At 40.9% G+C, this 20,577-nt stretch carries 22 protein-coding genes and 1 other RNA gene; 8 read left to right on the forward strand and 15 right to left on the reverse strand.

Features of this window, described 5'->3' with window-relative positions:
• Window positions 1–56 precede the first annotated feature (56 nt).
• The 4 genes from ABZM97_RS10710 to ABZM97_RS10725 form a co-directional block, all read right to left on the reverse strand.
• The gene (locus tag ABZM97_RS10710) at window positions 57–632 is read right to left on the reverse strand and encodes a TetR/AcrR family transcriptional regulator (protein ID WP_289347514.1); all 576 of its coding nucleotides are present in this window, start codon (window positions 630–632) and stop codon (window positions 57–59) included.
• Between the two features lie 4 nt (window positions 633–636).
• Complete coding sequence (locus tag ABZM97_RS10715; protein WP_087993871.1) at window positions 637–1,338, reverse strand: MBL fold metallo-hydrolase; 702 nt, start codon at window positions 1,336–1,338, stop codon at window positions 637–639.
• A 74-nt stretch (window positions 1,339–1,412) separates the two neighbouring features.
• Window positions 1,413–1,895, reverse strand: a complete 483-nt coding sequence (locus ABZM97_RS10720) for a GyrI-like domain-containing protein (RefSeq protein ID WP_087993872.1) — start codon at window positions 1,893–1,895, stop codon at window positions 1,413–1,415.
• 53 nt (window positions 1,896–1,948) lie between these two features.
• Complete coding sequence (locus ABZM97_RS10725) at window positions 1,949–2,887, reverse strand: YafY family protein (RefSeq protein WP_087993873.1); 939 nt, start codon at window positions 2,885–2,887, stop codon at window positions 1,949–1,951.
• Between the two features lie 207 nt (window positions 2,888–3,094).
• On the opposite strand from ABZM97_RS10725, the gene csk22 reads away from it, so the two are divergent.
• Entirely contained in the window at window positions 3,095–3,640 is a 546-nt protein-coding gene (csk22, locus tag ABZM97_RS10730; RefSeq protein WP_087993874.1) for a mother cell-specific sporulation protein Csk22, read from the forward strand.
• A gap of 25 nt (window positions 3,641–3,665) precedes the next feature.
• Here csk22 and czrA read toward each other — a convergent pair whose 3' ends face one another.
• Window positions 3,666–3,989, reverse strand: coding sequence for a Zn(II)-responsive metalloregulatory transcriptional repressor CzrA (czrA, locus tag ABZM97_RS10735; protein WP_014114065.1), 324 nt, complete (start codon window positions 3,987–3,989; stop codon window positions 3,666–3,668).
• Window positions 3,990–4,181: 192 nt separating this feature from the next.
• Here czrA and ABZM97_RS10740 point away from each other — a divergent pair, with 192 nt between their 5' ends.
• Window positions 4,182–4,859, forward strand: coding sequence for a lysozyme family protein (locus ABZM97_RS10740; protein WP_087993875.1), 678 nt, complete (start codon window positions 4,182–4,184; stop codon window positions 4,857–4,859).
• Window positions 4,860–4,946: 87 nt separating this feature from the next.
• Here ABZM97_RS10740 and ABZM97_RS10745 read toward each other — a convergent pair whose 3' ends face one another.
• Window positions 4,947–5,483: a DUF420 domain-containing protein gene (locus tag ABZM97_RS10745; RefSeq protein WP_087993876.1), complete on the reverse strand. Its 537-nt coding sequence runs from the start codon at window positions 5,481–5,483 to the stop codon at window positions 4,947–4,949.
• 136 nt (window positions 5,484–5,619) lie between these two features.
• A complete protein-coding gene (locus ABZM97_RS10750) occupies window positions 5,620–6,402 on the reverse strand; it encodes a VLRF1 family aeRF1-type release factor (RefSeq protein ID WP_087993877.1) in 783 nt (260 codons plus the stop codon).
• A gap of 170 nt (window positions 6,403–6,572) precedes the next feature.
• On the opposite strand from ABZM97_RS10750, the gene ABZM97_RS10755 reads away from it, so the two are divergent.
• From ABZM97_RS10755 to desR, 5 genes are all read left to right on the forward strand, one after another.
• The gene (locus ABZM97_RS10755) at window positions 6,573–7,070 is read left to right on the forward strand and encodes a hypothetical protein (RefSeq protein WP_087993878.1); all 498 of its coding nucleotides are present in this window, start codon (window positions 6,573–6,575) and stop codon (window positions 7,068–7,070) included.
• 63 nt (window positions 7,071–7,133) lie between these two features.
• Entirely contained in the window at window positions 7,134–8,111 is a 978-nt protein-coding gene (locus ABZM97_RS10760) for an LD-carboxypeptidase (protein ID WP_333516508.1), read from the forward strand.
• Between the two features lie 164 nt (window positions 8,112–8,275).
• Entirely contained in the window at window positions 8,276–9,331 is a 1,056-nt protein-coding gene (gene desE / locus ABZM97_RS10765) for a fatty acid desaturase DesE (RefSeq protein WP_087993833.1), read from the forward strand.
• A 121-nt stretch (window positions 9,332–9,452) separates the two neighbouring features.
• On the forward strand, window positions 9,453–10,565 hold the full coding sequence (locus tag ABZM97_RS10770) for a sensor histidine kinase (RefSeq protein WP_087993834.1): 1,113 nt from the start codon (window positions 9,453–9,455) through the stop codon (window positions 10,563–10,565).
• A gap of 19 nt (window positions 10,566–10,584) precedes the next feature.
• The gene (desR, locus tag ABZM97_RS10775) at window positions 10,585–11,184 is read left to right on the forward strand and encodes a two-component system response regulator DesR (RefSeq protein WP_087993835.1); all 600 of its coding nucleotides are present in this window, start codon (window positions 10,585–10,587) and stop codon (window positions 11,182–11,184) included.
• Window positions 11,185–11,217: 33 nt separating this feature from the next.
• On the opposite strand, the gene ABZM97_RS10780 is transcribed toward desR, so the two are convergent.
• The 8 genes from ABZM97_RS10780 to ABZM97_RS10815 all read right to left on the reverse strand — a co-directional run bounded on the left by ABZM97_RS10780 (window position 11,218) and on the right by ABZM97_RS10815 (window position 18,820).
• A complete protein-coding gene (locus ABZM97_RS10780) occupies window positions 11,218–12,807 on the reverse strand; it encodes a solute:sodium symporter family transporter (RefSeq protein WP_087993836.1) in 1,590 nt (529 codons plus the stop codon).
• A gap of 182 nt (window positions 12,808–12,989) precedes the next feature.
• Window positions 12,990–13,853 (reverse strand): LysM peptidoglycan-binding and 3D domain-containing protein, encoded by an 864-nt coding sequence (locus ABZM97_RS10785; RefSeq protein WP_087993837.1) that lies wholly within the window; start codon window positions 13,851–13,853, stop codon window positions 12,990–12,992.
• 247 nt (window positions 13,854–14,100) lie between these two features.
• A complete protein-coding gene (recQ, locus tag ABZM97_RS10790) occupies window positions 14,101–15,876 on the reverse strand; it encodes a DNA helicase RecQ (protein ID WP_087993838.1) in 1,776 nt (591 codons plus the stop codon).
• A gap of 141 nt (window positions 15,877–16,017) precedes the next feature.
• Window positions 16,018–16,204: non-coding RNA, 6S RNA (ssrS, locus tag ABZM97_RS10795), on the reverse strand.
• A 229-nt stretch (window positions 16,205–16,433) separates the two neighbouring features.
• Window positions 16,434–17,060 (reverse strand): FMN-dependent NADH-azoreductase AzoJ, encoded by a 627-nt coding sequence (gene azoJ / locus ABZM97_RS10800; RefSeq protein ID WP_148961599.1) that lies wholly within the window; start codon window positions 17,058–17,060, stop codon window positions 16,434–16,436.
• Between the two features lie 150 nt (window positions 17,061–17,210).
• Entirely contained in the window at window positions 17,211–17,702 is a 492-nt protein-coding gene (locus ABZM97_RS10805) for a TraR/DksA family transcriptional regulator (protein WP_087993840.1), read from the reverse strand.
• 218 nt (window positions 17,703–17,920) lie between these two features.
• Window positions 17,921–18,265 (reverse strand): PH domain-containing protein, encoded by a 345-nt coding sequence (locus ABZM97_RS10810; protein ID WP_003220141.1) that lies wholly within the window; start codon window positions 18,263–18,265, stop codon window positions 17,921–17,923.
• A gap of 351 nt (window positions 18,266–18,616) precedes the next feature.
• The gene (locus tag ABZM97_RS10815) at window positions 18,617–18,820 is read right to left on the reverse strand and encodes a DUF6501 family protein (RefSeq protein WP_003241656.1); all 204 of its coding nucleotides are present in this window, start codon (window positions 18,818–18,820) and stop codon (window positions 18,617–18,619) included.
• Between the two features lie 230 nt (window positions 18,821–19,050).
• Here ABZM97_RS10815 and dhaS point away from each other — a divergent pair, with 230 nt between their 5' ends.
• The gene (gene dhaS, locus ABZM97_RS10820) at window positions 19,051–20,538 is read left to right on the forward strand and encodes an aldehyde dehydrogenase DhaS (RefSeq protein ID WP_087993842.1); all 1,488 of its coding nucleotides are present in this window, start codon (window positions 19,051–19,053) and stop codon (window positions 20,536–20,538) included.
• The last annotated feature ends 39 nt before the right edge of the window (window positions 20,539–20,577 follow it).

Raw genomic sequence — 20,577 nt, forward strand, 5'->3', positions numbered from 1 at the left:
GTATACTCCCATGATATTATACAATATTCAGAAATATAAGGCATCTATTAAATAGTTTACATAACATTTTTATTGTTCATTAATAATCCTGACAAAAACGTCCGAATTGAAAATGACAAGCTTTCTGAAATATCCTCTTCAAGTTCAAATGCTTCTTTTGCGATCAAAGCCGTAAAGCCATGCAACAGGCTTCTTAACCCCCTTGTCGCGTGAATCGCAGTCTTTTCGTTTGCATAGCCGTTTTCAATGAGCAGCTTCGAGACAAGCTGGACAATATGATCTGAGACAATTTCCATCCTTTTGTCCTGAACCTTGAGCAAAGCTGCTTCATAATATCCGGGATTTTCAACTGCAAAATCCACATATGCATGAGCTAAAGAAAGCATAGCGGAATCACCCTTTTGTTCTGTTACGGAGTCTGCCATATGATCTAAAAGCTTCGTCAGCCCGCTGACAGCGAGCTCTGTTCTGATCGCTTGCAGCCCGTTGATATGATTATACAGCGACGGAGGGCGTACATTCATTTTTTTAGACAGTGCGGCAAGTGTGACACTATTCAAGCCCTCTTGATCGGCAATCTCCGCTGCGGCGTCTACAATCATTTTTTGGCTCAATCCAATTCTCGGTGACATGTCATCATCCTTTCTTTGCTTTTTGGATCGCCTGGCGCATCCGTTCTGCGGGTGACCTAAGGAAATTCCCATGTCCGACAGCGAGACAGGAAGGCGACTTGTCGGCGAGCGATTGAGCGCTTTTAATGGCTTCCTCCTTATTCCATGTGGCGAAAGCGGGAAAAGGAAACGCCCATTTCATCTGGCCTGATACAGCGATTCCTCCGCGCAATTGGAACGCATCTCCAGCTATGATAGTGCCGTTTCTCGTATCAAGAAATGACATGCTGCCCGGTGTATGGCCTGGTGTAGGAATAGCGAGCAGTGAACCTATTGTTTCACCGCCTGTCAGCAGATGGTGAGGCTTTGTTTGCACGTGTTTCGGAATACCTCCTTTTATAGGTGTCTGCGGCTCATCATGACGCAGCGATGTGTCGCCTTGCATCAGGAAAGAATCCCGTTCTGAGATCATCACCTTTGCGTGAGGAAATGCTTGTGTCAATGCATCCAGTGATCCGACATGATCACCATGGGCATGGGTCAGTAAAATATGCTGAAGCGGTTTTCCCAGCTGATTTACAGCTTGAATGATTCCTTTATAGCTGCCCGGCAGTGCGGCATCAATCAGGGTGACTTCGTTTTCTTCCTCTACTAAATAGCAATTGACCGGAAATAATCTCGGAAAAAAAGTCATCTGCCAAACCGTTTGGTACTGAGTAACTCTCATCTTTTCATTCCCCCTAATAAAACTAATGGTGTTAGTTTTATTATTAACTAACACCATTAGTTTATCAAGAGTTATTATTTATTTATGGCTACATAAATATTAACCTGCGCTCGGTGAGGTACTGCTGCACTTTGATCATACACCTCAAAGTCACCTGTAAATGTACGCAGATAACGCTTATCCCAAGCCCAAATCTCCTTCCACGTTTCAAGCACAACCTCTTCAATAGGGCCGATTCTGGAAGTGAATACAGCATAAGCGGAAGCCGGCAGATCAATGTTTTCATATGGTTCTGGAAGAGTTCGGCTGTCCTCCTGAAACGTTCCGACTGAAAACGTGTAAAACCCATTCGTCTCCTGCTCGTAATTGGAATATAAGGCGATAATGCTTTGATCTTTTTCAGCCTGTGAGAAAAGAATGCTCATATCCTGCTGCCAGAATTGATCCCACAGTGCCGGGATCCGCCTTTCTTCCGTCATTTCCAATGCGTTGCTTGTCTGCCGTGAAAGTCCGGCAAACCGTTTCTGTTTTAAGTTTGTCATATGTGAAAAACTCATACGATCCCTCCTTTTTACTTAGATTATAAAAAAAGAAACCTGACAGCAGTATGTCAGGTTTCATATACTTTTTGCATCTGATTAAGGGTATCTTTTACTTTTTCCCGTATATGAAGAGGTTTCAGAATCTCAATATCCTTTCCAAACTGCAGCAAAAAACCGATCAGCCATTGATCTTCAGGAAGAGAAATCACGGCCCGGCAGTTCTCAACTTCATCACAATGAAGAACATCATATCCGAACCATTCACGTATGCGCTGACGTGCTGCCGGCTGAACAAGAATGACCAGTTCAGTTAAACGGTCCTTTTGGTACCAGTTCTTATCCCACGGCAAAGTCTCCAGCTGAATGTCTTTTCTGGTGAATGATTGATATAAAATGGTCAGATCTTTCATTCGGTTCAGTTTAAAAAAGCGAAAATCGTTTCTAACTAGACAATAGGCATATAAATACCAGTGCCCCGCCTTGCAAACCAAAGTGTAAGGTTCCGTTTCACGAAGAAGTGTTTCCCCGCTTGCGTTTGTATATGTAAATGATACCGTCGACAATCGATCAATGGCGGCACTGATTTTCTCACGAAGCGCCTTTTGATCCTCAGTTCGGCCCCAAGCCGTCATGTCAATAAACCATTTTTCTGTTTGGTGCTTAAATGCTTCAGCAGATTGCTCCGGTATGAGGTGCTTGATTTTTTGATAAGCTGTGCTGTGAGAAACAGGTTCGTACATAGATGAGACACTCTGCAAAGCAGAAGCAATCGCAAATAGTTCCTCCTCTTTCAGCCACTCTCTCTCAAGCCGATACGTTTCCATAATGCCAATTCCGCCCCCGGAGCCCTGTGAGGTCACAATCGGAATACCAGCCCTATTGATCGTATCAATATCACGGTAAATTGTTCTGACGGATACTTCAAACATCTCAGCAAGTTCAGCGGCCTGCACTTGTTTTTTGCTGATTAATAACACAACAATTGCTAACAAACGTTCCAGTTTCATTTTGTGCACCTTTTCTTCTATTGTTTTCCAGAGAAATTAATCATAACATTTTTATAACGCTTGGGCATATCTATTATGCAGCCCAAAGAACCTCCGCATATGTTATGAAAACAGGGGTTTCCCCTTCTTTTTTGTGTTCAGTATTGTTTTCAGCTACTATTTTGAACCGGATAAGCATACACTTCTCAACGGAGGGGATTTCACATCATGCATCTTACACTTCAGAGCATTTATCCTGCCATGATTATTATCTTTTTTCTGTATAAAAAAATTAAAAGGTCTATTGGATATCAGCCGCTGAAGCCTCGCTGGCTGTTTACCCGTATGATTCTTTTCTCACTGTTTGCTTTTGGTCTTTCGATCTTCAGCGTCATTCACCCTTTTTTATATGGATATCTCATTTTCGGCATTCTTGGCGGCTGGCTCCTTGTCTTTTTCGCCAAGAAAAATATCTCCTTTGAAAAACGCAGAGGAAAAATCTATTTTCGCACTCATATTTGGGTAGAAATGATTCTTTTAACCTTATTTCTATCAAGATTTCTTTATCGAGTGACAGAGCTCTATCTTACCTCGCCTGATCTAAACAGCCTTGAATCGTACAGTCAGTCAATCGGAACAGATCCTCTGACAATTGGCGTCTTTTTTCTGATAGCTGTTTATTATATCGGGTTTTCCTCTTTTGTCATTAAGCTCAGCAGAAACGAACTCGATCAGAACAGACGCAATAAAGAAAAAGACATCCTTGCCCGCTAGCAGCGATTAAGCAAGGATATCTTTTTTAATCATGTTGTGTATGATGGATCATTTGCTGAAGAACATCTAAAACGTGTTCATCCTCCGGAGAGTAGTAAATGGATGTTCCTTCTCTGCGCGATTTGACAAGCCGGAGATTTTTTAAGAATCTGAGCTGGTGGGAGACAGTAGATTGCAGTAAATTCAGCTTTTCCGCAATTCCGTTTACAGCATGTTCACCCTGGGATAATAAATGGAGAATCCTGATTCTGGTAGGATCAGAAAGCGCTTTGAATGTTTGTGCGACTAGAAACAGCGTTTCCTCGTCCAGATCAGCAGCTGTCCGGTCCGTTTCTCTAAATTCAGTCATCTGTATCACCTTTCTTTATTCGTAGTTTTATCTTATAACAAATGTGCTTGGGTGCAAACCAGTCCACTTGTATTCCAATTCAATCTCATAGTTTAAATTTATGTTTCAAATCAGGTTTTTACTTGGTCTGATATACCGTTCTGTGTCATAATAAAAAGGTCATATTGCTTCAAACATTAAGGGTGAAACACAGTGAAGAAAAAGAGAAAAGGCTGTTTCGCTGCTGCGGGTTTTATAATGATTTTTGTCTTTGTCACCGCCTCTTTTTTGTTGATGTTGCTTTTTTTCAACCGGGATTTAATCAAAAAACTTCCGATCGATACAAAAACGATTGTTTTGGAACGTTTAACCGATTATAAACCGCTGGTGGAAGACGAGCTTGAAAATCAAGGACTCTCTCATTATACATCACTCATACTTGGCATGATGTATCAGGAGTCAAAAGGAAAAGGCAATGATCCCATGCAGTCCTCTGAATCTCTGGGGTTAAAACGCAATGAGATAACAGACCCTCAACTCAGTGTTAAACAAGGCATCAAGCAATTTACCCTCATGTACAAGACCGGTAAGGAAAAAGATGTGGATTTGGATACCATTATTCAAAGCTATAACATGGGGGCAGGTTACATTGATTTTGTAGCTGATCATGGAGGCGCGCATACTGAGGAATTGGCAAAACAATACTCCGAGCAGCAAGTCAAAAAAAATCCCGATTTGTATACTTGCGGGGGAAATGTGAATAATTTCCGCTATCCGTATTGCTACGGTGATTACACGTATGCAGAAAAAGTAAAAGAAAAAACAAAAACTGTTGAAGAATCTTTACAGGTTGCAACACTTGAAACTATGGAATCAAAGGCTCATGAATAGGAGTCTATCAATTTATTGGCAAAAGCCCAACTGATTTGGGCTTTTGCCATATTTACAAGCGCAAAAAAGCCATACTCAGTATGGCTTTTAATAATACGGTGATATCATCAGATATACTACAACGCCTGTAAGGCTTACATACAGCCACAGAGGCATTGTCCATCTGGCTATTTTTTTATGGCGCTCCACCTGCATGCTGAAGCCTCTGATTAGTGTAAATAGCGCAAGCGGCACAATGATTGCAGAAAGGAAGATATGCGTAATTAAGATAAAGAAGTAAATCGAACGCATAATACCTTCTCCGCCATACAGCGTATTCTCTGCAATCGAATGGTAAACAACATAACAAATCAAAAATAGTAATGTTGTTGTGAAAGCGGCTAAAATAAAGCGTTTATGAGCTTTAATATTTTTCTGTTTAATCATAATCAGCGCGGCCAATAAGAAGATAAACGTAAAGCTGTTGAATATCGCATTCAGCATAGGCAAAATGTGAATATTCGCATGGCTGAACTGATCTAATTTAGGCATAAAAAACAGCACTGCGATTAAACCGTTAATCAGAACTGTCAGCGTAAGGACAATCCCCGTATAATTTTTCGGTTTATTTTCTGTTTGATTCATTTGATGACCTCTCCTATTTGTACTGGCTATCCAAATCGTATGCAAATTCGAAGAGGTTGTCAACGTTTTCGTATGCTTCGTCAGAAATTAGACACACTTCAAAGGCCGGCGGCTTGTAGCCCCGGCCCTGTTCGGTTCACGCCTCTTTGATTAAATGCTCAATGGCCTTATGTTCATTTTCATTCAGAAGGTTCTTTTGAATTTTCGAATGAATCGGTTTATTCATATGCTGATCCAAAATATCCGCTGTTTCTTTATCACCGGCGATGACCATTCGTTCCCATCTTTTCGCGGCCGCTTTTTGATCAAGGTTGGCAGCCAGCCGCTTATACAGTCTTGTCTGGTTCTCTGTTACATGTTCCCTCATTCGGTCCTCTTCAAACGGTACCGCTTTTTTTGCAGAGGAATGGCGATTCTCCCACGACTCATTGATGATATCATACTCATAATGCTCAACCGCCTCAATTTCACCTAATACTGTTTCAATAATTTTCACTTCATGCTGCTGAGTTAAAATAAACGCCGTACTTGGGTACGTTTGGCGTAACCCTTTTAGCTGGTCCAGAACAGCTGTTTCTTCCCAGTAAAATCTTGTTTCTACAGGGATTTGAAGCTTAATTGGTTCCCATATACCGCTATCGGAAACAAAAAACACGAGACTGCGGGGCATGTCTTTACCCATTTCATTGAGGTGTTGCTCAATTTTCGTTCTGATACCTTGCAGACACTTCTCTTCCTCTGGATCACTTGCTGCCAAATACTCTTTTAATCGGCCGAATCCTGACTTTAGGGCAATCTTCCATTCTCCCCCCTGCTGCTCTGGATCTCTCATGTCTGTATTAAGATATAGGGAGAGAATTTTATCGGGCGGTTCCAATTGGACATACTTTAATTTCTTAATCAATGAATCAATCGCCATTCCGATTCCTCCTTTTTCACAGGTTAGTTTTCTTTTTCCTCTCTTAAAAACGATCAAACCTTACTTTGCGCTAATTTCTAGTAATATTCGTTTTATTATTTACAATGCTCCTTTCATCTAATACAATTGGTAACTGTGTTTCTAAGCTGATTTCTGAAAGGAGTTTGATCTTGTTTACTGTTAAAGAAAAAAATCGCGAAGAACTTGAAGAAGAACTGAATGATTTAGAATTTCAAATTTACCGCATGCAGGAGAATATGAAGGATCTATCTAAAGATGCCAAAGTGCTTGGTATTGATCAATCGAAACATGAAGAGTGGTTGATTGTTTCCTCGATTGATGATGGCCAAACATGCAAAATTATGCTTACTGATTGTAAAACGGCTTACAGAGGAAAAGGCAATTTTTCACTTGTAGCGTCTTACAAGGATGATGCCATTCATATCGGGGACATAAAAGGCCCTCCGAATCACGGGTTTGGTTCCATTTGCATGAAATATTTAAAAGATATCGCCAGAGACCACAATATTCCGAAAGTCACAGGCGACATTGCCAAGCGTGATTGGAATCATGTAGACCGGCTGATTCATTTTTATGAAAAACATCAATTCCAAGTATGCGTCGATCATGATACACAATCAGGCAGCATTAAGTGGGTCGATTTGTAAAGAAGTCTGGAAGAATGAGCCAAGATATGCTGTAATGGTATAAAACCATTAATGGAGGGTGCTATGATCGCCGCAAAGTTGAAAAAGGGAGACGAAATCCGGATCGTGTCTCCCGCGACCAGCATGTCTAAATTATCAAATGAAGCAAAAATTCAAGCAAAAACCACATTAGAACGCTTAGGTTATCGAGTAACCATCGCTGAACACGCAAATGAATGTAACGAATTTGATTCATCCTCTATCGAATCAAGAGTTCATGATCTGCACGCTGCCTTTTTCGATCCAGGTGTCAAAGCGATTTTAACAACACTTGGAGGTTTCAATTCAAATCAGCTGCTGCGCTATCTTGATTTCGAAAAAATCAAACAGCATCCAAAAATTCTGTGCGGCTATTCCGATATAACGGCCCTCGGCAACGCCATTTATCAAAAAACGGGTCTTGTTACGTATTCAGGTCCCCATTTTTCAACATTCGCAATGAAAAAAGGACTCGAATATACAAAAGAGTATTTTCTTTCTTGCTGCGCTTCGGACGACCCGTTTCAGATTCATCCTTCGAGCGAATGGAGCGATGACCGCTGGTATTTGGATCAAGAAAACAGGCACTTTTATCCTCATAACGGCCCTGTTGTGATTCAAGAGGGTTATGCGGAAGGCACTTTGATTGGCGGAAACCTATGCACGCTTAATTTGCTGCAGGGAACGGAGTATTTTCCAGAAACAGAAAATACGATTTTATTGATAGAAGATGATTATATGTCAGACATCCACATGTTTGACCGCGATCTGCAATCACTCATCCACCTCCCCGCTTTTTCTCATGTGAAAGCGATTTTAATCGGCAGATTTCAAAAAGCATCAAATGTATCAATAGAGCAGGTAACAGCCATGATTAAAACAAAAAAAGAATTATCCGGCCTCCCAATCATCGCAAATATAAATGCCGGACACACCTCACCAATTGCCACGTTTCCTATAGGGGGAACATGCAGGGTTGAAGCTGTTGCGGGTACATCACGAATATGGATCGACAAACATTAATCAGCTTGTAAATTTTTTTACAAGCTTTTTTAGTGCAAACAGTTATGCAAGCCGCACGAGGAGCCATGACAAATGTCATATATGATGCATGATGTGTGCTACTACAAAACCCTTCTCTGATTAGCGTATACTTAACCGAGACACACAATGAGAGGATACTTACTATGACTGAACAAACCATTGCACATAAACAAAAACAGCTGACAAAGCAAGTCGCTGCTTTTGCTAAACCCGAAACAAAAAACAGCCTGATTCAGCTTTTGAACACGTTTATCCCTTTCTTCGGACTGTGGTTTCTTGCTTATTTCAGCCTCAATGTCTCCTATCTCCTTACGATAGCATTAACAGTAATTGCCGCAGGATTTTTGACGAGAATTTTTATCATATTCCATGACTGCTGCCATCAATCATTTTTCAAACAAAAGCGCTTTAACCATATTCTCGGTTTTGTGACCGGTGTCCTGACTTTATTTCCTTATCTTCAATGGCAGCATAGCCATTCGATTCATCATGCGACAAGCAGCAATCTGGATAAACGCGGGACAGGAGACATCTGGATGTTAACAGTAAACGAATATAAAGCTGCATCTACACGAACAAAGCTTGCATATAGGCTTTATAGAAATCCGTTTATCATGTTTATTCTCGGACCGATTTATGTTTTTCTGATTACTAACCGTTTTAACAAAAAAGGCGCAAGACGTAAAGAACGTGTAAACACATATCTTACGAATGTGGCAATTGTAGCGTTGGCTGCTGCTTGCTGTCTGATCTTTGGCTGGCAATCGTTTTTACTGGTGCAGGGCCCTATTTTTCTGATTTCAGGTTCAATCGGGGTTTGGCTGTTTTATGTGCAGCATACCTTTGAAGATTCTTATTTTGAAGCAGATGAAAACTGGAGCTATGTCCAGGCAGCTGTGGAAGGCAGTTCATTTTATCAACTCCCGAAACTGCTTCAATGGCTCACAGGCAATATCGGGTACCACCATGTTCACCATTTGAGTCCAAAGGTGCCTAACTATAAGCTTGAAGTTGCTCATAAACATCACGAACCATTGAAAAACGTACCGACAATTACCTTAAAAACAAGTCTGCAGTCACTTGGATTCCGCCTTTGGGATGAAGATAAAAAACAATTTGTATCATTTCGGGATATCAAACATATCCCTTCCAGCCCTCCGCCTGATTCAACAGAAAAACAGAAACTGCGGAACGCCTGATGATGAAGGAGGTCTTCTCTTATACACAAGAAGGCTTCCTTTTTATTGTTCAAGGGTGCATTCTGGCTTTCGCAATGATAAAGTTACATATAAGATGAAAAGCTGAAAATGAGGGAATATCATGATTAAAAAACATTTTACATTTCAAAAACTAAGCGGGATTACGCCTTATATATGGACGATATTTTTCATCCTTCCCTTCTACTTTATATGGCAATCATCATCTACATTTGTTATCATCATCGGCATCATTTTGACGCTTTTATTTTTTTCGATATATAGATTTGCTTTTGTCTCAAAAGGCTGGGCCATTTATTTGTGGGCGTTTTTATTAATCGGCATTTCAACAGCCTCCATTACGCTGTTCAGTTATATTTATTTTGCTTTTTTTATCGCTTATTTTATTGGAAACATAAAAGAACGTGTCCCTTTTCATATTTTATATTACGTCCATTTAATAAGCGCTGCCGTCGCAGCCAATTTCAGCCTCGTATTAAAAAAAGAATTCTTTCTGACTCAAATTCCTTTTGTCGTCATTACCCTCATCAGCGCGATTTTATTGCCGTTCAGTATTAGAAGCCGCAAAGAACGCGAACGACTCGAAGAAAAACTCGAGAATGCAAATGAACGGATTGCTGACCTGGTGAAATTAGAAGAGCGGCAGCGAATTGCCCGTGACCTCCACGATACACTTGGGCAAAAGCTTTCTCTAATCGGTTTAAAAAGCGACTTGGCGAGAAAATTGATATACAAAGACCCTGAACAAGCAACACGTGAACTAAAAAGCGTTCAGCAAACTGCGAGAACTTCTTTAAATGAAGTCAGAAAAATCGTATCTTCCATGAAAGGCATCCGGCTAAAGGATGAAATCATAAACATCAAACAAATTCTTGAAGCAGCCGGCATTACGTTTATCTACGAGGAAGATCAATTGCCGGATAATATCTCATTGCTTAATGAAAACATATTAAGCATGTGCTTAAAGGAAGCTGTCACTAATGTCGTCAAACACAGTCAGGCTAAGACCTGCCGAGTCGACATTCAACAGCTCTGGAAGGAAGTTGTCATTACAGTGACTGACGATGGAACGTTTCAAGGTGAAGAGAAGTACTTTTCAAAAGGACATGGCCTGCTTGGCATGAGAGAACGGCTTGAATTTGCAAACGGGAGCCTACACATTGATACAAAAAACGGCACCAAGCTTACCATGTCAATTCCTAATAACTCAAAATAAACAAAAAAGGATGGCTTACATGATTAGTATATTTATTGCGGAAGATCAGCAAATGCTCTTGGGCGCTTTAGGATCACTTCTGAATTTAGAAGACGATATGGAAGTTGTCGGCAAAGGTACAAACGGTCAAGATGCTGTTGATTTTGTCAAAAAACATCAGCCTGATGTATGCATTATGGACATTGAAATGCCCGGAAAAACGGGGCTTGAAGCTGCTGAGGAGTTAAAGGACACAGGCTGTAACATTATTATCCTAACCACTTTTACCAGACCCGGCTACTTTCAGAGAGCCATTAAAGCCGGCGTTAAGGGCTATTTGTTAAAAGACAGTCCGAGCGAAGAGCTCGCGAGCGCCATCCGAAGCGTCATGAACGGAAAACGCATCTATGCACCTGAGCTGATGGAGGACATATACAGCGAGGCTAACCCTCTTACAGACAGAGAAAAAGAAGTGCTCGAACTTGTGGCTGACGGTAAAAACACAAAAGAAATCGCTCAGGAACTCAGCATCAAAAGCGGGACGGTGCGAAATTATATCTCAATGATTCTAGACAAACTTGAAGTGAAAAACCGAATAGAAGCCATTACCCGGTCAAAGGAAAAAGGCTGGTTTAAATAAAAAGGATCTTGGCAGGTGCCAAGATCCTTTTTGCTAACCCGCAATTCCCCATGGTGAAAACACAAGGTACGTCGCCGCAACTAAAATCAGAATGATACAGGACGCCAGCTTTACGTGCTTCCAAGGTGTTATATCCACTTGCGGGTTGTGATCGAGCTTATAGTCCGTTTCCCTGGGATACAGCTTTCCTGTCAGAAGCATCACAGCCACTGAAAATGGAAAGAGTACGGCAAGGATGTATAGAAAATGAATGTGCCCTAAATAGATTTTTGATAAGCCATATAAAACAATATGGGCTGGTATTGCTATTTTCACAGCTAAAGCCGGCACTTTTTTTGTAAAGAAGCCAATGACGATCGCTGCTAATATCGGAACATTAAAAAATCCGAACATCTCTTGAAGATAGTTGTACAGCCCTGATGGCGCATATAAAATAAAGGGTGCGATGACAATCGATACCAGCCCGAGAACCGCGACAAAAATCCGCCCTGTTTTGACCAGCTCAGCTTCATTTGCATGAGGCTTAAAGACCGGTTTGTATATGTCCAGAGTAAACAACGTAATGGTACTGTTCAGAGAGCCGTTAAACGAGCTTAAAATCGCTCCGAATAAAATAGCGGCGAATACACCGGTAAGCGATGCCGGCAATAAATCGACGATCAGCCGGGGATATACACTGTCAGCATTTTTAATGCCGCCTCCATATAAATGAAAGGCAATCACTCCGGGGACGACTAAATAAAACACACCAATAAGTTTAAAGAAACCTGCTAAAAGAGCGCCCTTTTGTCCTTCAGCTAGATTTTTCGCTCCTAATGTCCGCTGAACAATCGCTTGGTTAACAGCCCAATAAAAGAGATTATTCACTAATAGTCCTGTTAAAATCGTCGGCCACGGCACATCTGCCGAATTGCTGATATCAATTGAATTGAGTTTGTCTGTATGTAAAGCCGTCAGCTGTGCAACTCCGCCCCCAAAGCTGCCTTGTCCGACTGCAAGAACTCCTAATATCACAATAAAAAAACCGCCTAAAATTAATCCGATTCCGTATATGGCATCTGCTGATGCAGCAGCTTTCAATCCGCCAAAAAAGATATAACAGCAGCTCGTTACGCCAATGATTAAGGATATCAGCAAAACAGCCATAAATGTGCTGATGCCAAATGTATCTGTAATGCGGAAGACTTGATTTAACACGAGAGCGCCTGAATACAGTACTGTCGGCAGGAATGAAACAGCGTAGCCGATGATAAGCAGCACCGAAACGATCTGTCTTGTTCTTTGATCAAACCGCTTCTCTAGAAAATCAGGTATGGTAGTAATTCCTGTTTTTAAATAACGAGGCAAAAAGACAAGCGCCAGAAAAATTAACGCAAGCGGCGCACTCGCTTCCCATGACATCGCTGTCATAGACCCTGCATAGCTTTGTCCATTTAACCCAACCATCTGCTCTGTTGATAAATTGGTTAACAGCAGCGAGCTTCCGATATATAACGCAGTCAGACTTCTTCCTCCGAGAAAATATCCATCGGACGATTGCAAGTTAACCTCCTTTGTTCTCCGCCATGAAAATAGAAATATCCCGATATTGATAACCAGAAAAGATACAATAATCCAAAGCAACAGTCAGCAACTCCTTCTGCAAAATAGTTAGATGATAGGGACATATACCATCTACCCATTTTTCACACGCGAAAAACATCAGGACCGCTTTTCTTTTATCAGCATAAGATAGAAACATCTTTACACAGAACGAAAAAAAGACACAAGCCAAAAGCTCGCGTCTTTTATCACAATCTATATGATTAGTTTAAGATTTTTACACTTACAGTTTTGACGCCCCAATTGGATGCATCACTTTTATTTGGTACAAATACATCGATTTTGTTACCTTTAATAGCGCCGCCAGTATCTCCTGCTGTTGCTTCACCGTAGCCTTCAACATAGACTTTAGAACCTAGAGGAATCACATTAGGATCAACCGCGATAACTTTCGCGTTCGGGTTCTTATTTAAGTCAATGCCTGTTGCTGTAACGCCGGAAATGCCGCCGTCGTTAGCAGTGTAAGCAGTAGCAGTAACTGTTAGTTCTTTTGAAGCTTCTTGATGATTTGTATTTGATTGAACAGCCTTTTCTTCTGTAGGAACAGAAGTTTCTGCTGCAGCCTTTGTTTCTTGTTTTGGTTGTTGTTGAACTGTTTCTTGTTTAGGTTGCTCTTTTTGCACAGCTTCTTGTTTTGTTTGAGTTTGAGGTGCGCTTGTTTGCGTATTCTCAGTAACTGCGTTTGCTGCTGTTGCCTGACCTTTTACTGAAAGTGTTGATCCAGCATAGATCATGTCAGAGCTTAGGTTATTCCAAACTTTCAGGTTGTTGACTGTCGTTCCGAATTGTTGAGCAATCTTTGTCAGCGTGTCTCCCGCTTTAATTGTATATTGCCCAGTAGTGGTTGTTTCTTCTGAAGAAATGGTCAGTTTTTCTCCTGTAATGATTTTATCAGAAGTTAACTTGTTCCATTCTTTTAAGTCCTTTAGGTTCACTCCGTTTTTCTGAGAGATTCCCCAGAGCGTATCACCCTTTTGCACCGTGATTTCTTTTGCAGAAGCGTGAGCTCCGAATGCAGTTGATGAAAGTGCAGCAACTGCTACAAAGGACATAATCGTCTTCTTCATAAGTAAATCCTCCCTTGTTAGCTTTTTATTGGCGGCTAACAGGTGCTATCGTAACACACGTAAATGTCAAATCAATAACAAAAAGATATGATTTAGATTACAGTTCCTTTACATGAAGGATTTCTCTCGGCTGGAAAGACTTGCTGAACCCCTGATATAATAGGCTTCGCAAGTCTTTTTAATCTGAGGCAAAATAGAGAAAATAAAATGAGTTTTTTATATAAAAAAATATTGATTTTCTGTTTTTTTAGTCTGTCACCCTTGCATAAGCTTGTATTTCTTGTAAAAAAAGCCGGCCGTATTTTGCTCTTTTTTGTTCTCCGACTCCTTTTATAGACAAAAGTTCCTCGTCATTTACGGGCTGTTTGCCCGACATTTCTTTTAACGTTTGGTCAGAGAAAACAACAAAAGGCGGAACACCCTGCTCTGCCGCAATATCTTTGCGAACCATGCGCAGACGCTCAAACAGCTCATCATTTTCAGTAATCGCTGCCGCTTTTAATGCTTCTTTTCTTGTGACTGATAATTCCCCTCTCAGTACATTCCTTCCTTTACTGCTGACTAAAAGAGTCGGAAACGTTCCGTCTGACATCCTAATGAAATCGTCAGAAATAAGAAATTCGATAAAGTCACTGATTTCCCCTACTGATTGGTGTTTTAATATCCCGTATGTTGAGAGATCGGTAAAGCCGTTTTCAAGAACTTTTTTATTTCTAGATCCGGCCAGCACCTGTGCAACCATCGTCTTGCCAAACCGTTCTTTCATGCGAATGATACACGATAAGACCATTTGCGCCTCTCGTGTCACGTCATGGGCCGTTCTAGTATCAGTACAGTTTCCGCACTGTCCACACGCATCAGGCTCCTTTTCTCCAAAATACATAAGGATAAAACGCTGCAGACAATCTTCCGTGTGACAATAGTCGACCATTTGTCTCAGCTTTTTCAAATCCTGCTTTTGTTTCTCTTCATGCTCTGATTGTTCTATTAAAAAACGCTGTACCATAATATCCTGCGGTGAAAACAGGAGAACACATTCACTTTCAAGACCGTCCCGCCCAGCTCGTCCAGCCTCTTGATAATAGCTTTCCATATCTTTCGGAATTTGGGCATGCAGCACAAATCTAATATTGGATTTATCAATGCCCATTCCAAAAGCAGAGGTTGCCACCATAACCTGCAGCTCATCATTAAGAAATCTTTCCTGCTGCTCTTTTCTCACATCGTCAGCCAAGCCCCCGTGATACCGCCCTGCACTGATCTGATTTCGTTTCAGTTTCTCATAAATCCGATCAGCTTCTTTTCTGGTCGCTGTATAGACAATGCCTGCTTCATGTTTGTTGTTTTGCACATATTCATCAATAAAACGATCTTTATTTTCTCCTTTTGCTACTTTAAACGTTAAATTGTCTCGAGAAAATCCGGTATATACCGTATGATCTTTTTGAATATGCAGCTGTTTGCAGATATCCTCATGAACTTCGGGTGTGGCCGTTGCTGTTAATGCTATGATGACAGGTTTGTCATGTAATTCTCGGAATAATATTTCAATATTTCTGTAGCTTGGCCTGAAATCGTGTCCCCATTGAGAAATACAGTGAGCCTCATCTATTGCGACTAAAGGAACATCAATGCCCTGCAAAATCCGAATAAACTCTGTAGATGTTAATCGCTCCGGTGTAATGTAAAAAAGCTTATAAGCCCCTTCTTTGAGCCCGTTCAGCCTCTCATATATTTCCTGATTAGATTGTGTGCTGTTAATGTAGGCAGCATTAATTCCCGCTTCTTCTAACGCATCGACTTGATCCTTCATCAAGGAAATCAACGGCGAAATGACGATCGTTGTCCCTTCAAACATCAGGGCCGGAATTTGATAGCAAATCGATTTGCCTCCTCCCGTCGGCATAATGCAGGCCGTGTTTTGCCTCGCTTCCGTCACCGAGCGGATCGCTTCCTCTTGGCCGCTGCGAAGCTTTTCATAGCCAAAATAATGGGCCAGAAGGGATTGGGCTCTATGTAACATAACGTGTAAACCTCGCTTTTTCTTGAATTTCTCCCATCATATCATAAAAAAGTGCTCTTCATTTCTTTCAAACAGAAACTGAATTTTCACGATATCAAGCTTTTTTAGATAAAATAAAAAGCCATTTCCAAAAAGGAAATGGCTTTCGCTACGTCTTGCCGTATGCAAGTAAGAAAGTTTTAAACCACCACTCCTCAAAGTGGGTGTTTGCAGAAGCGTTCCTGTCGTCCTCTACAATGGAGGCGTGACATTCCGGCTTCGATATAAAACTCCCTATTACAGCTTAAAGGTTAAAACTTAATTAACAATACGCACAAAGTAGCTTCTTTTATATAGTACACCATCAGCTGATTTTTATCAAGGGGCCAGAACAATTGTTCAGAAAAACTTTTTCCAGCGATTAAAACTGCTTTTTCGCTATTATATATGACAATTTGACAAAGACAAAATATATTACAATAAAAAAACAGCCTTTTTCGCTAAGAGGAATGATCACTTTCTTCTATATAATGTGTAAACAAAAAACTCCTATCACAACGATAGGAGTTTTGGCATAATTAGAATTTTGCAGCAAGATCTTTTGCTTCTTGTAAACCTTTTTCAACGATTTCTTGTGCTTGATCAGGCGCTGCGTTATGTCCTTCGATGACAACTGTGTGCAAGTCTTGAACACCCCAGAAACCAAGAACTGTTTTCATGAAGTTTAATGACATTTCAAGTGCAGCCATTGGTCCTTCAGAATAAACACCGCCGCGCGCGTTAAGAAGCGCAACTTTTTTGCCGCCCATTAAACCAACTGGCCCTTCTTGTGTGTATTTGAATGTAACGCCTGCACGAGACAGGTAATCAACATAAGTATGAAGCACTGCCGGCACTGTGAAGTTCCAAAGTGGGAATGCGAAAACAACTTTGTCAGCTTTTACAAACTGATTCAGATATTTGTCAGCAATTGCTGCTTGTTTTTTCTCTTCTTCTGTCATTTCCATTCCTTGACCTGCTTTAAATGTTCCGTTAATCATATCTCTTCCAAGGTAAGGAAGGTTTTCTTTATGAAGATCTAATTCAACCACTTCATCCGCAGGGTTGTTTTCTTTATAAGCAGCTAAGAAAGCTTCGTAAAGTTTAGTTGAAACGCCTTCTTCAGCTGTACGGTCGCTTGTTTTTACAAATAATACTGTAGACATTTGTATTCCTCCCGGTAAACTTTTTATATTTACTTACTAATAGTATGTTACTTTCTTTTTCACTAGAAGTCAAACACTTTATTTTAAATATGAGATTTCTCCCCAAAAAAAAGCAAGTACATCTACTATCGGTGTACTTGCTTGCCATTTTCACTTCGAATCTTGTTCCCGATCCAAAATTTCATACGTCTGAGAGCTTTTTTGATCAACTGTTTCTTCATTGGATAGATCTTTTATCTGTTCGTGAAACTCTCTTTCAAATGACGGAGCATCTGTCTCCAAATCATCCTCCGCATCAGCTTGAGCTTCAACTGTCATTCTTGCATAGGGAACAGCTTCAAGCCTTTCATAAGGAATGTCTTGGCCAGTTTTTTCACATACTCCGTACGTTCCGTCTTTCATTTTTTGTAACGCATGGTTGACCTCTTCCAACAGCTCCCGGTCAATTTCTCTCACCGTTTGGTCTGTCATCCGATCTGTGACGAGCGTGCCGTGATCTCCCATATGGTTGTCAATTCCATTGGAAAGCTCCCCCACTTCTTCCGTCATTGATTTTGTTTCCTTTTTTTCGCCAGACATTTCTTTTTGCATATCGAGCAATTTATGGTAGAGATGCTGTGTTTGTTCTTTTGTCAGTGCCATGTGTATCCTCTCCTTTCTATCCTGATTCCCGTTTTGCCGCCTGTCAAACATGGGAACTTTGATAGAAAGTTGAGCTGCTGCTTTTTTGAACAAATCGTAATCGCAGGCGGTAATGATATTTCAGGTATTCTCTTTTTGCGGTACACAGTATGTGCACTCTGCTCTGTTTTTATATAAAAAAAGCCTAACCATTTTTGAACGGCTGGCTCATCAAATATTCAGCTGCACAAGTGCTTTGTCAGCACCGCTTGAACTTCGCTTAAATCGGTGTCTTTTGCAAATTCTAATTCAAAGGTTTTGCTTCTTGTCATCAACAATAATCCAGTGTCGGGATCAAACATGCCCGCTTCTTGGATCGCAAAGCTTTCAATTGTTTTATATGGGAGAAATACACGAACCTTCTTTTTAGAAAACATCTTATTGTCAAAGAAAATGATCCGTTTATTTGTAAAGCAAATTTGATCAACTCGGAGCTTATAAATCGATTCTATTCTTTCCCCTTCAACAAGCAAAGCTTCAAGCTTCTTTGCGTCTGTTGATCTGCTAACAGAAAAAATACCCAATGAAGAACCCCTCTTTCTGCATTTATCTAATTGTTTTAACATTCATTACATAAAAATAAGTCCTTTATCCCTATATAAGAATACGACATAGAAGACATTTAAACCATTACGAACAGATTACATTTTTCAAATTTTTGATTTGTTTTCCGTCTTTTAAGCTGTTGCATCAAGTAATACGCACGTACAAAGAAAAAAGTTTCAATATTCAGCAGTATTTTTTGAAAAATTGGTTTTTTACGTTTTCTTGAATTTTGTTTTATTTTTCCTGTTTTAACCATAAAAAAAAACCGCAGCCCAACTGCGGTTTTATATTTCATTAAATTTTCTGCTCATATTTTAAGGATTCAGGCATTAAACCTCTTCGAAGTATTCTTTATAATAGCCGCCGACTTTATTCGTATTGTCGATCACAAACAGAAACTCCTCTGTTTCATTTTTCACTTCATATTCTTTTCCCGGAGTTAAAACGCGGTTCACGATATATTTTTTTGCGTTTGTCTGCACACATTTCACCTTTTTGATTGTTTCTTTTTCAAGCCAATTGTTATGAATCATAAATGAAATCTCCTTTACTGATCTATAAGCTTATTGTAGCTTTTTTCTTTTATAAATTGCAATATCGGTTATTCATTGATTTTGACTTGTTTTCTATTATAGAATGTTTGTATACGCTTACTCTTACAGCAAATGTCATATCTTCTTTCTGCTATTGAATCAAGGAATCCATGTGCTATCACCAAGAATCTCAAAACAGACCATAAAAAATGACTGGAGGTTTGTTACGAATGAGTTCTTTAACGATGCAAGTGACGAAAAGGCTGGAGACATTTTTACAGGGAACAAAGAAGCTTTATATTGACGGAAAGTTTGTTCCGAGTGCCTCAGGGGCAACCTTTGACACTCCCAACCCGGCGACCGGCGAAACCTTGATGACGCTGTATGAAGCCCAGGCTGCGGATGTAGACAAAGCGGTTAAAGCTGCCCGCAAAGCCTTTGACCAAGGCGAATGGAGAACCATGTCTCCAGCTTCAAGAAGCAGACTGATGTATAAGCTGGCAGACTTAATGGAAGAACATAAAACTGAGCTTGCTCAGCTTGAAACGCTTGATAACGGGAAACCGATAAATGAAACGACGAATGGAGATATTCCGCTGGCTATTGAGCATATGCGCTATTACGCCGGCTGGTGTACAAAAATAACAGGACAGACGATCCCGGTTTCCGGCGCCTATTTTAATTATACGCGCCATGATCCTGTCGGCGTCGTCGGCCAGATCATTCCATGGAATTTCCCGCTCCTGATGGCGATGTGGAAAATGGGTGCGGCTCTTGCGACAGGCTGTACAATCGTGCTCAAACCGGCTGAACAGACACCGCTTTCAGCTCTTTATTTGGCAGAATTAATTGACAAAGCCGGCTTCCCGGACGGTGTCATTAATATCATTCCGGGATTCGGTGAAGATGCGGGAGAAACGCTGACGAACCATGAGGCGGTTGATAAAATTGCCTTTACCGGTTCCACTGAAATCGGAAAGAAAATTATGGCCACCGCTGCGAAAAGCATTAAGCGGGTTACATTGGAGCTGGGCGGAAAATCACCTAATATTCTTCTGCCGGATGCCAATTTGAAAAAAGCCATCCCAGGCGCTTTAAACGGTGTGATGTTTAACCAAGGCCAAGTCTGCTGTGCGGGGTCGCGTGTGTTCATTCATAAAGACCAATATGATGAAGTTATTGATGAGATGGTGTCCTATGCTGAATCACTCCGCCAAGGAGCGGGACTTCATAAGGATACACAAATCGGGCCTCTCGTGAGCAAGGAACAGCACGAACGGGTTCTTTCCTACATTCAAAAAGGAAAAGACGAAGGAGCAAAAGCAGTGACTGGCGGAAGCTGTCCTTTTGAAGAAGGGTATTTTGTCGCACCGACAGTGTTTGCGAATGTTGAAGACGAGATGACGATCGCAAAAGAAGAAATTTTCGGACCGGTGCTGACTGCGATTCCGTATGAAACAGTCGATGAAGTCATTGACCGAGCGAATCATTCAGAATATGGACTTGCGGCCGGACTGTGGACAGAGAATGTCAAGCATGCCCACTATATCGCGGACCGTCTTCAAGCGGGAACCGTCTGGGTGAACTGCTATAATGTGTTTGACGCGGCGTCTCCGTTTGGCGGTTATAAACAGTCAGGGCTCGGACGAGAAATGGGATCATATGCCTTAGATAACTACACAGAAGTCAAAAGCGTATGGATTAATCTCGAAGACTAACATGCATGTCAAAAAAACTGCTGCCAGCCAGCAGTTTTT

It is taken from the genome of Bacillus vallismortis, assembly GCF_040784915.1.
GTDB classification, from domain to species: Bacteria; Bacillota; Bacilli; order Bacillales; family Bacillaceae; genus Bacillus; species Bacillus subtilis_G.

Excerpts from the sequence above, each read along its gene's own strand:
- azoJ (WP_148961599.1), bottom strand. The coding sequence starts at position 17,060 with ATGTCTACAGTATTATTTGTAAAAACAAGCGACCGTACAGCTGAAGAA.
- ABZM97_RS10770 (WP_087993834.1), top strand. The coding sequence starts at position 9,453 with ATGATTAAAAAACATTTTACATTTCAAAAACTAAGCGGGATTACGCCT.
- ABZM97_RS10710 (WP_289347514.1), bottom strand. The coding sequence starts at position 632 with ATGTCACCGAGAATTGGATTGAGCCAAAAAATGATTGTAGACGCCGCA.
- ABZM97_RS10805 (WP_087993840.1), bottom strand. The coding sequence starts at position 17,702 with ATGGCACTGACAAAAGAACAAACACAGCATCTCTACCATAAATTGCTC.
- ABZM97_RS10815 (WP_003241656.1), bottom strand. The coding sequence starts at position 18,820 with ATGATTCATAACAATTGGCTTGAAAAAGAAACAATCAAAAAGGTGAAA.
- ABZM97_RS10750 (WP_087993877.1), bottom strand. The coding sequence starts at position 6,402 with ATGGCGATTGATTCATTGATTAAGAAATTAAAGTATGTCCAATTGGAA.
- dhaS (WP_087993842.1), top strand. The coding sequence starts at position 19,051 with ATGAGTTCTTTAACGATGCAAGTGACGAAAAGGCTGGAGACATTTTTA.
- csk22 (WP_087993874.1), top strand. The coding sequence starts at position 3,095 with ATGCATCTTACACTTCAGAGCATTTATCCTGCCATGATTATTATCTTT.
- ABZM97_RS10760 (WP_333516508.1), top strand. The coding sequence starts at position 7,134 with ATGATCGCCGCAAAGTTGAAAAAGGGAGACGAAATCCGGATCGTGTCT.
- recQ (WP_087993838.1), bottom strand. The coding sequence starts at position 15,876 with ATGTTACATAGAGCCCAATCCCTTCTGGCCCATTATTTTGGCTATGAA.
- ABZM97_RS10745 (WP_087993876.1), bottom strand. The coding sequence starts at position 5,483 with ATGAATCAAACAGAAAATAAACCGAAAAATTATACGGGGATTGTCCTT.
- desE (WP_087993833.1), top strand. The coding sequence starts at position 8,276 with ATGACTGAACAAACCATTGCACATAAACAAAAACAGCTGACAAAGCAA.
- desR (WP_087993835.1), top strand. The coding sequence starts at position 10,585 with ATGATTAGTATATTTATTGCGGAAGATCAGCAAATGCTCTTGGGCGCT.
- czrA (WP_014114065.1), bottom strand. The coding sequence starts at position 3,989 with ATGACTGAATTTAGAGAAACGGACCGGACAGCTGCTGATCTGGACGAG.
- ABZM97_RS10785 (WP_087993837.1), bottom strand. The coding sequence starts at position 13,853 with ATGAAGAAGACGATTATGTCCTTTGTAGCAGTTGCTGCACTTTCATCA.
- ABZM97_RS10720 (WP_087993872.1), bottom strand. The coding sequence starts at position 1,895 with ATGAGTTTTTCACATATGACAAACTTAAAACAGAAACGGTTTGCCGGA.
- ABZM97_RS10725 (WP_087993873.1), bottom strand. The coding sequence starts at position 2,887 with ATGAAACTGGAACGTTTGTTAGCAATTGTTGTGTTATTAATCAGCAAA.
- ABZM97_RS10715 (WP_087993871.1), bottom strand. The coding sequence starts at position 1,338 with ATGAGAGTTACTCAGTACCAAACGGTTTGGCAGATGACTTTTTTTCCG.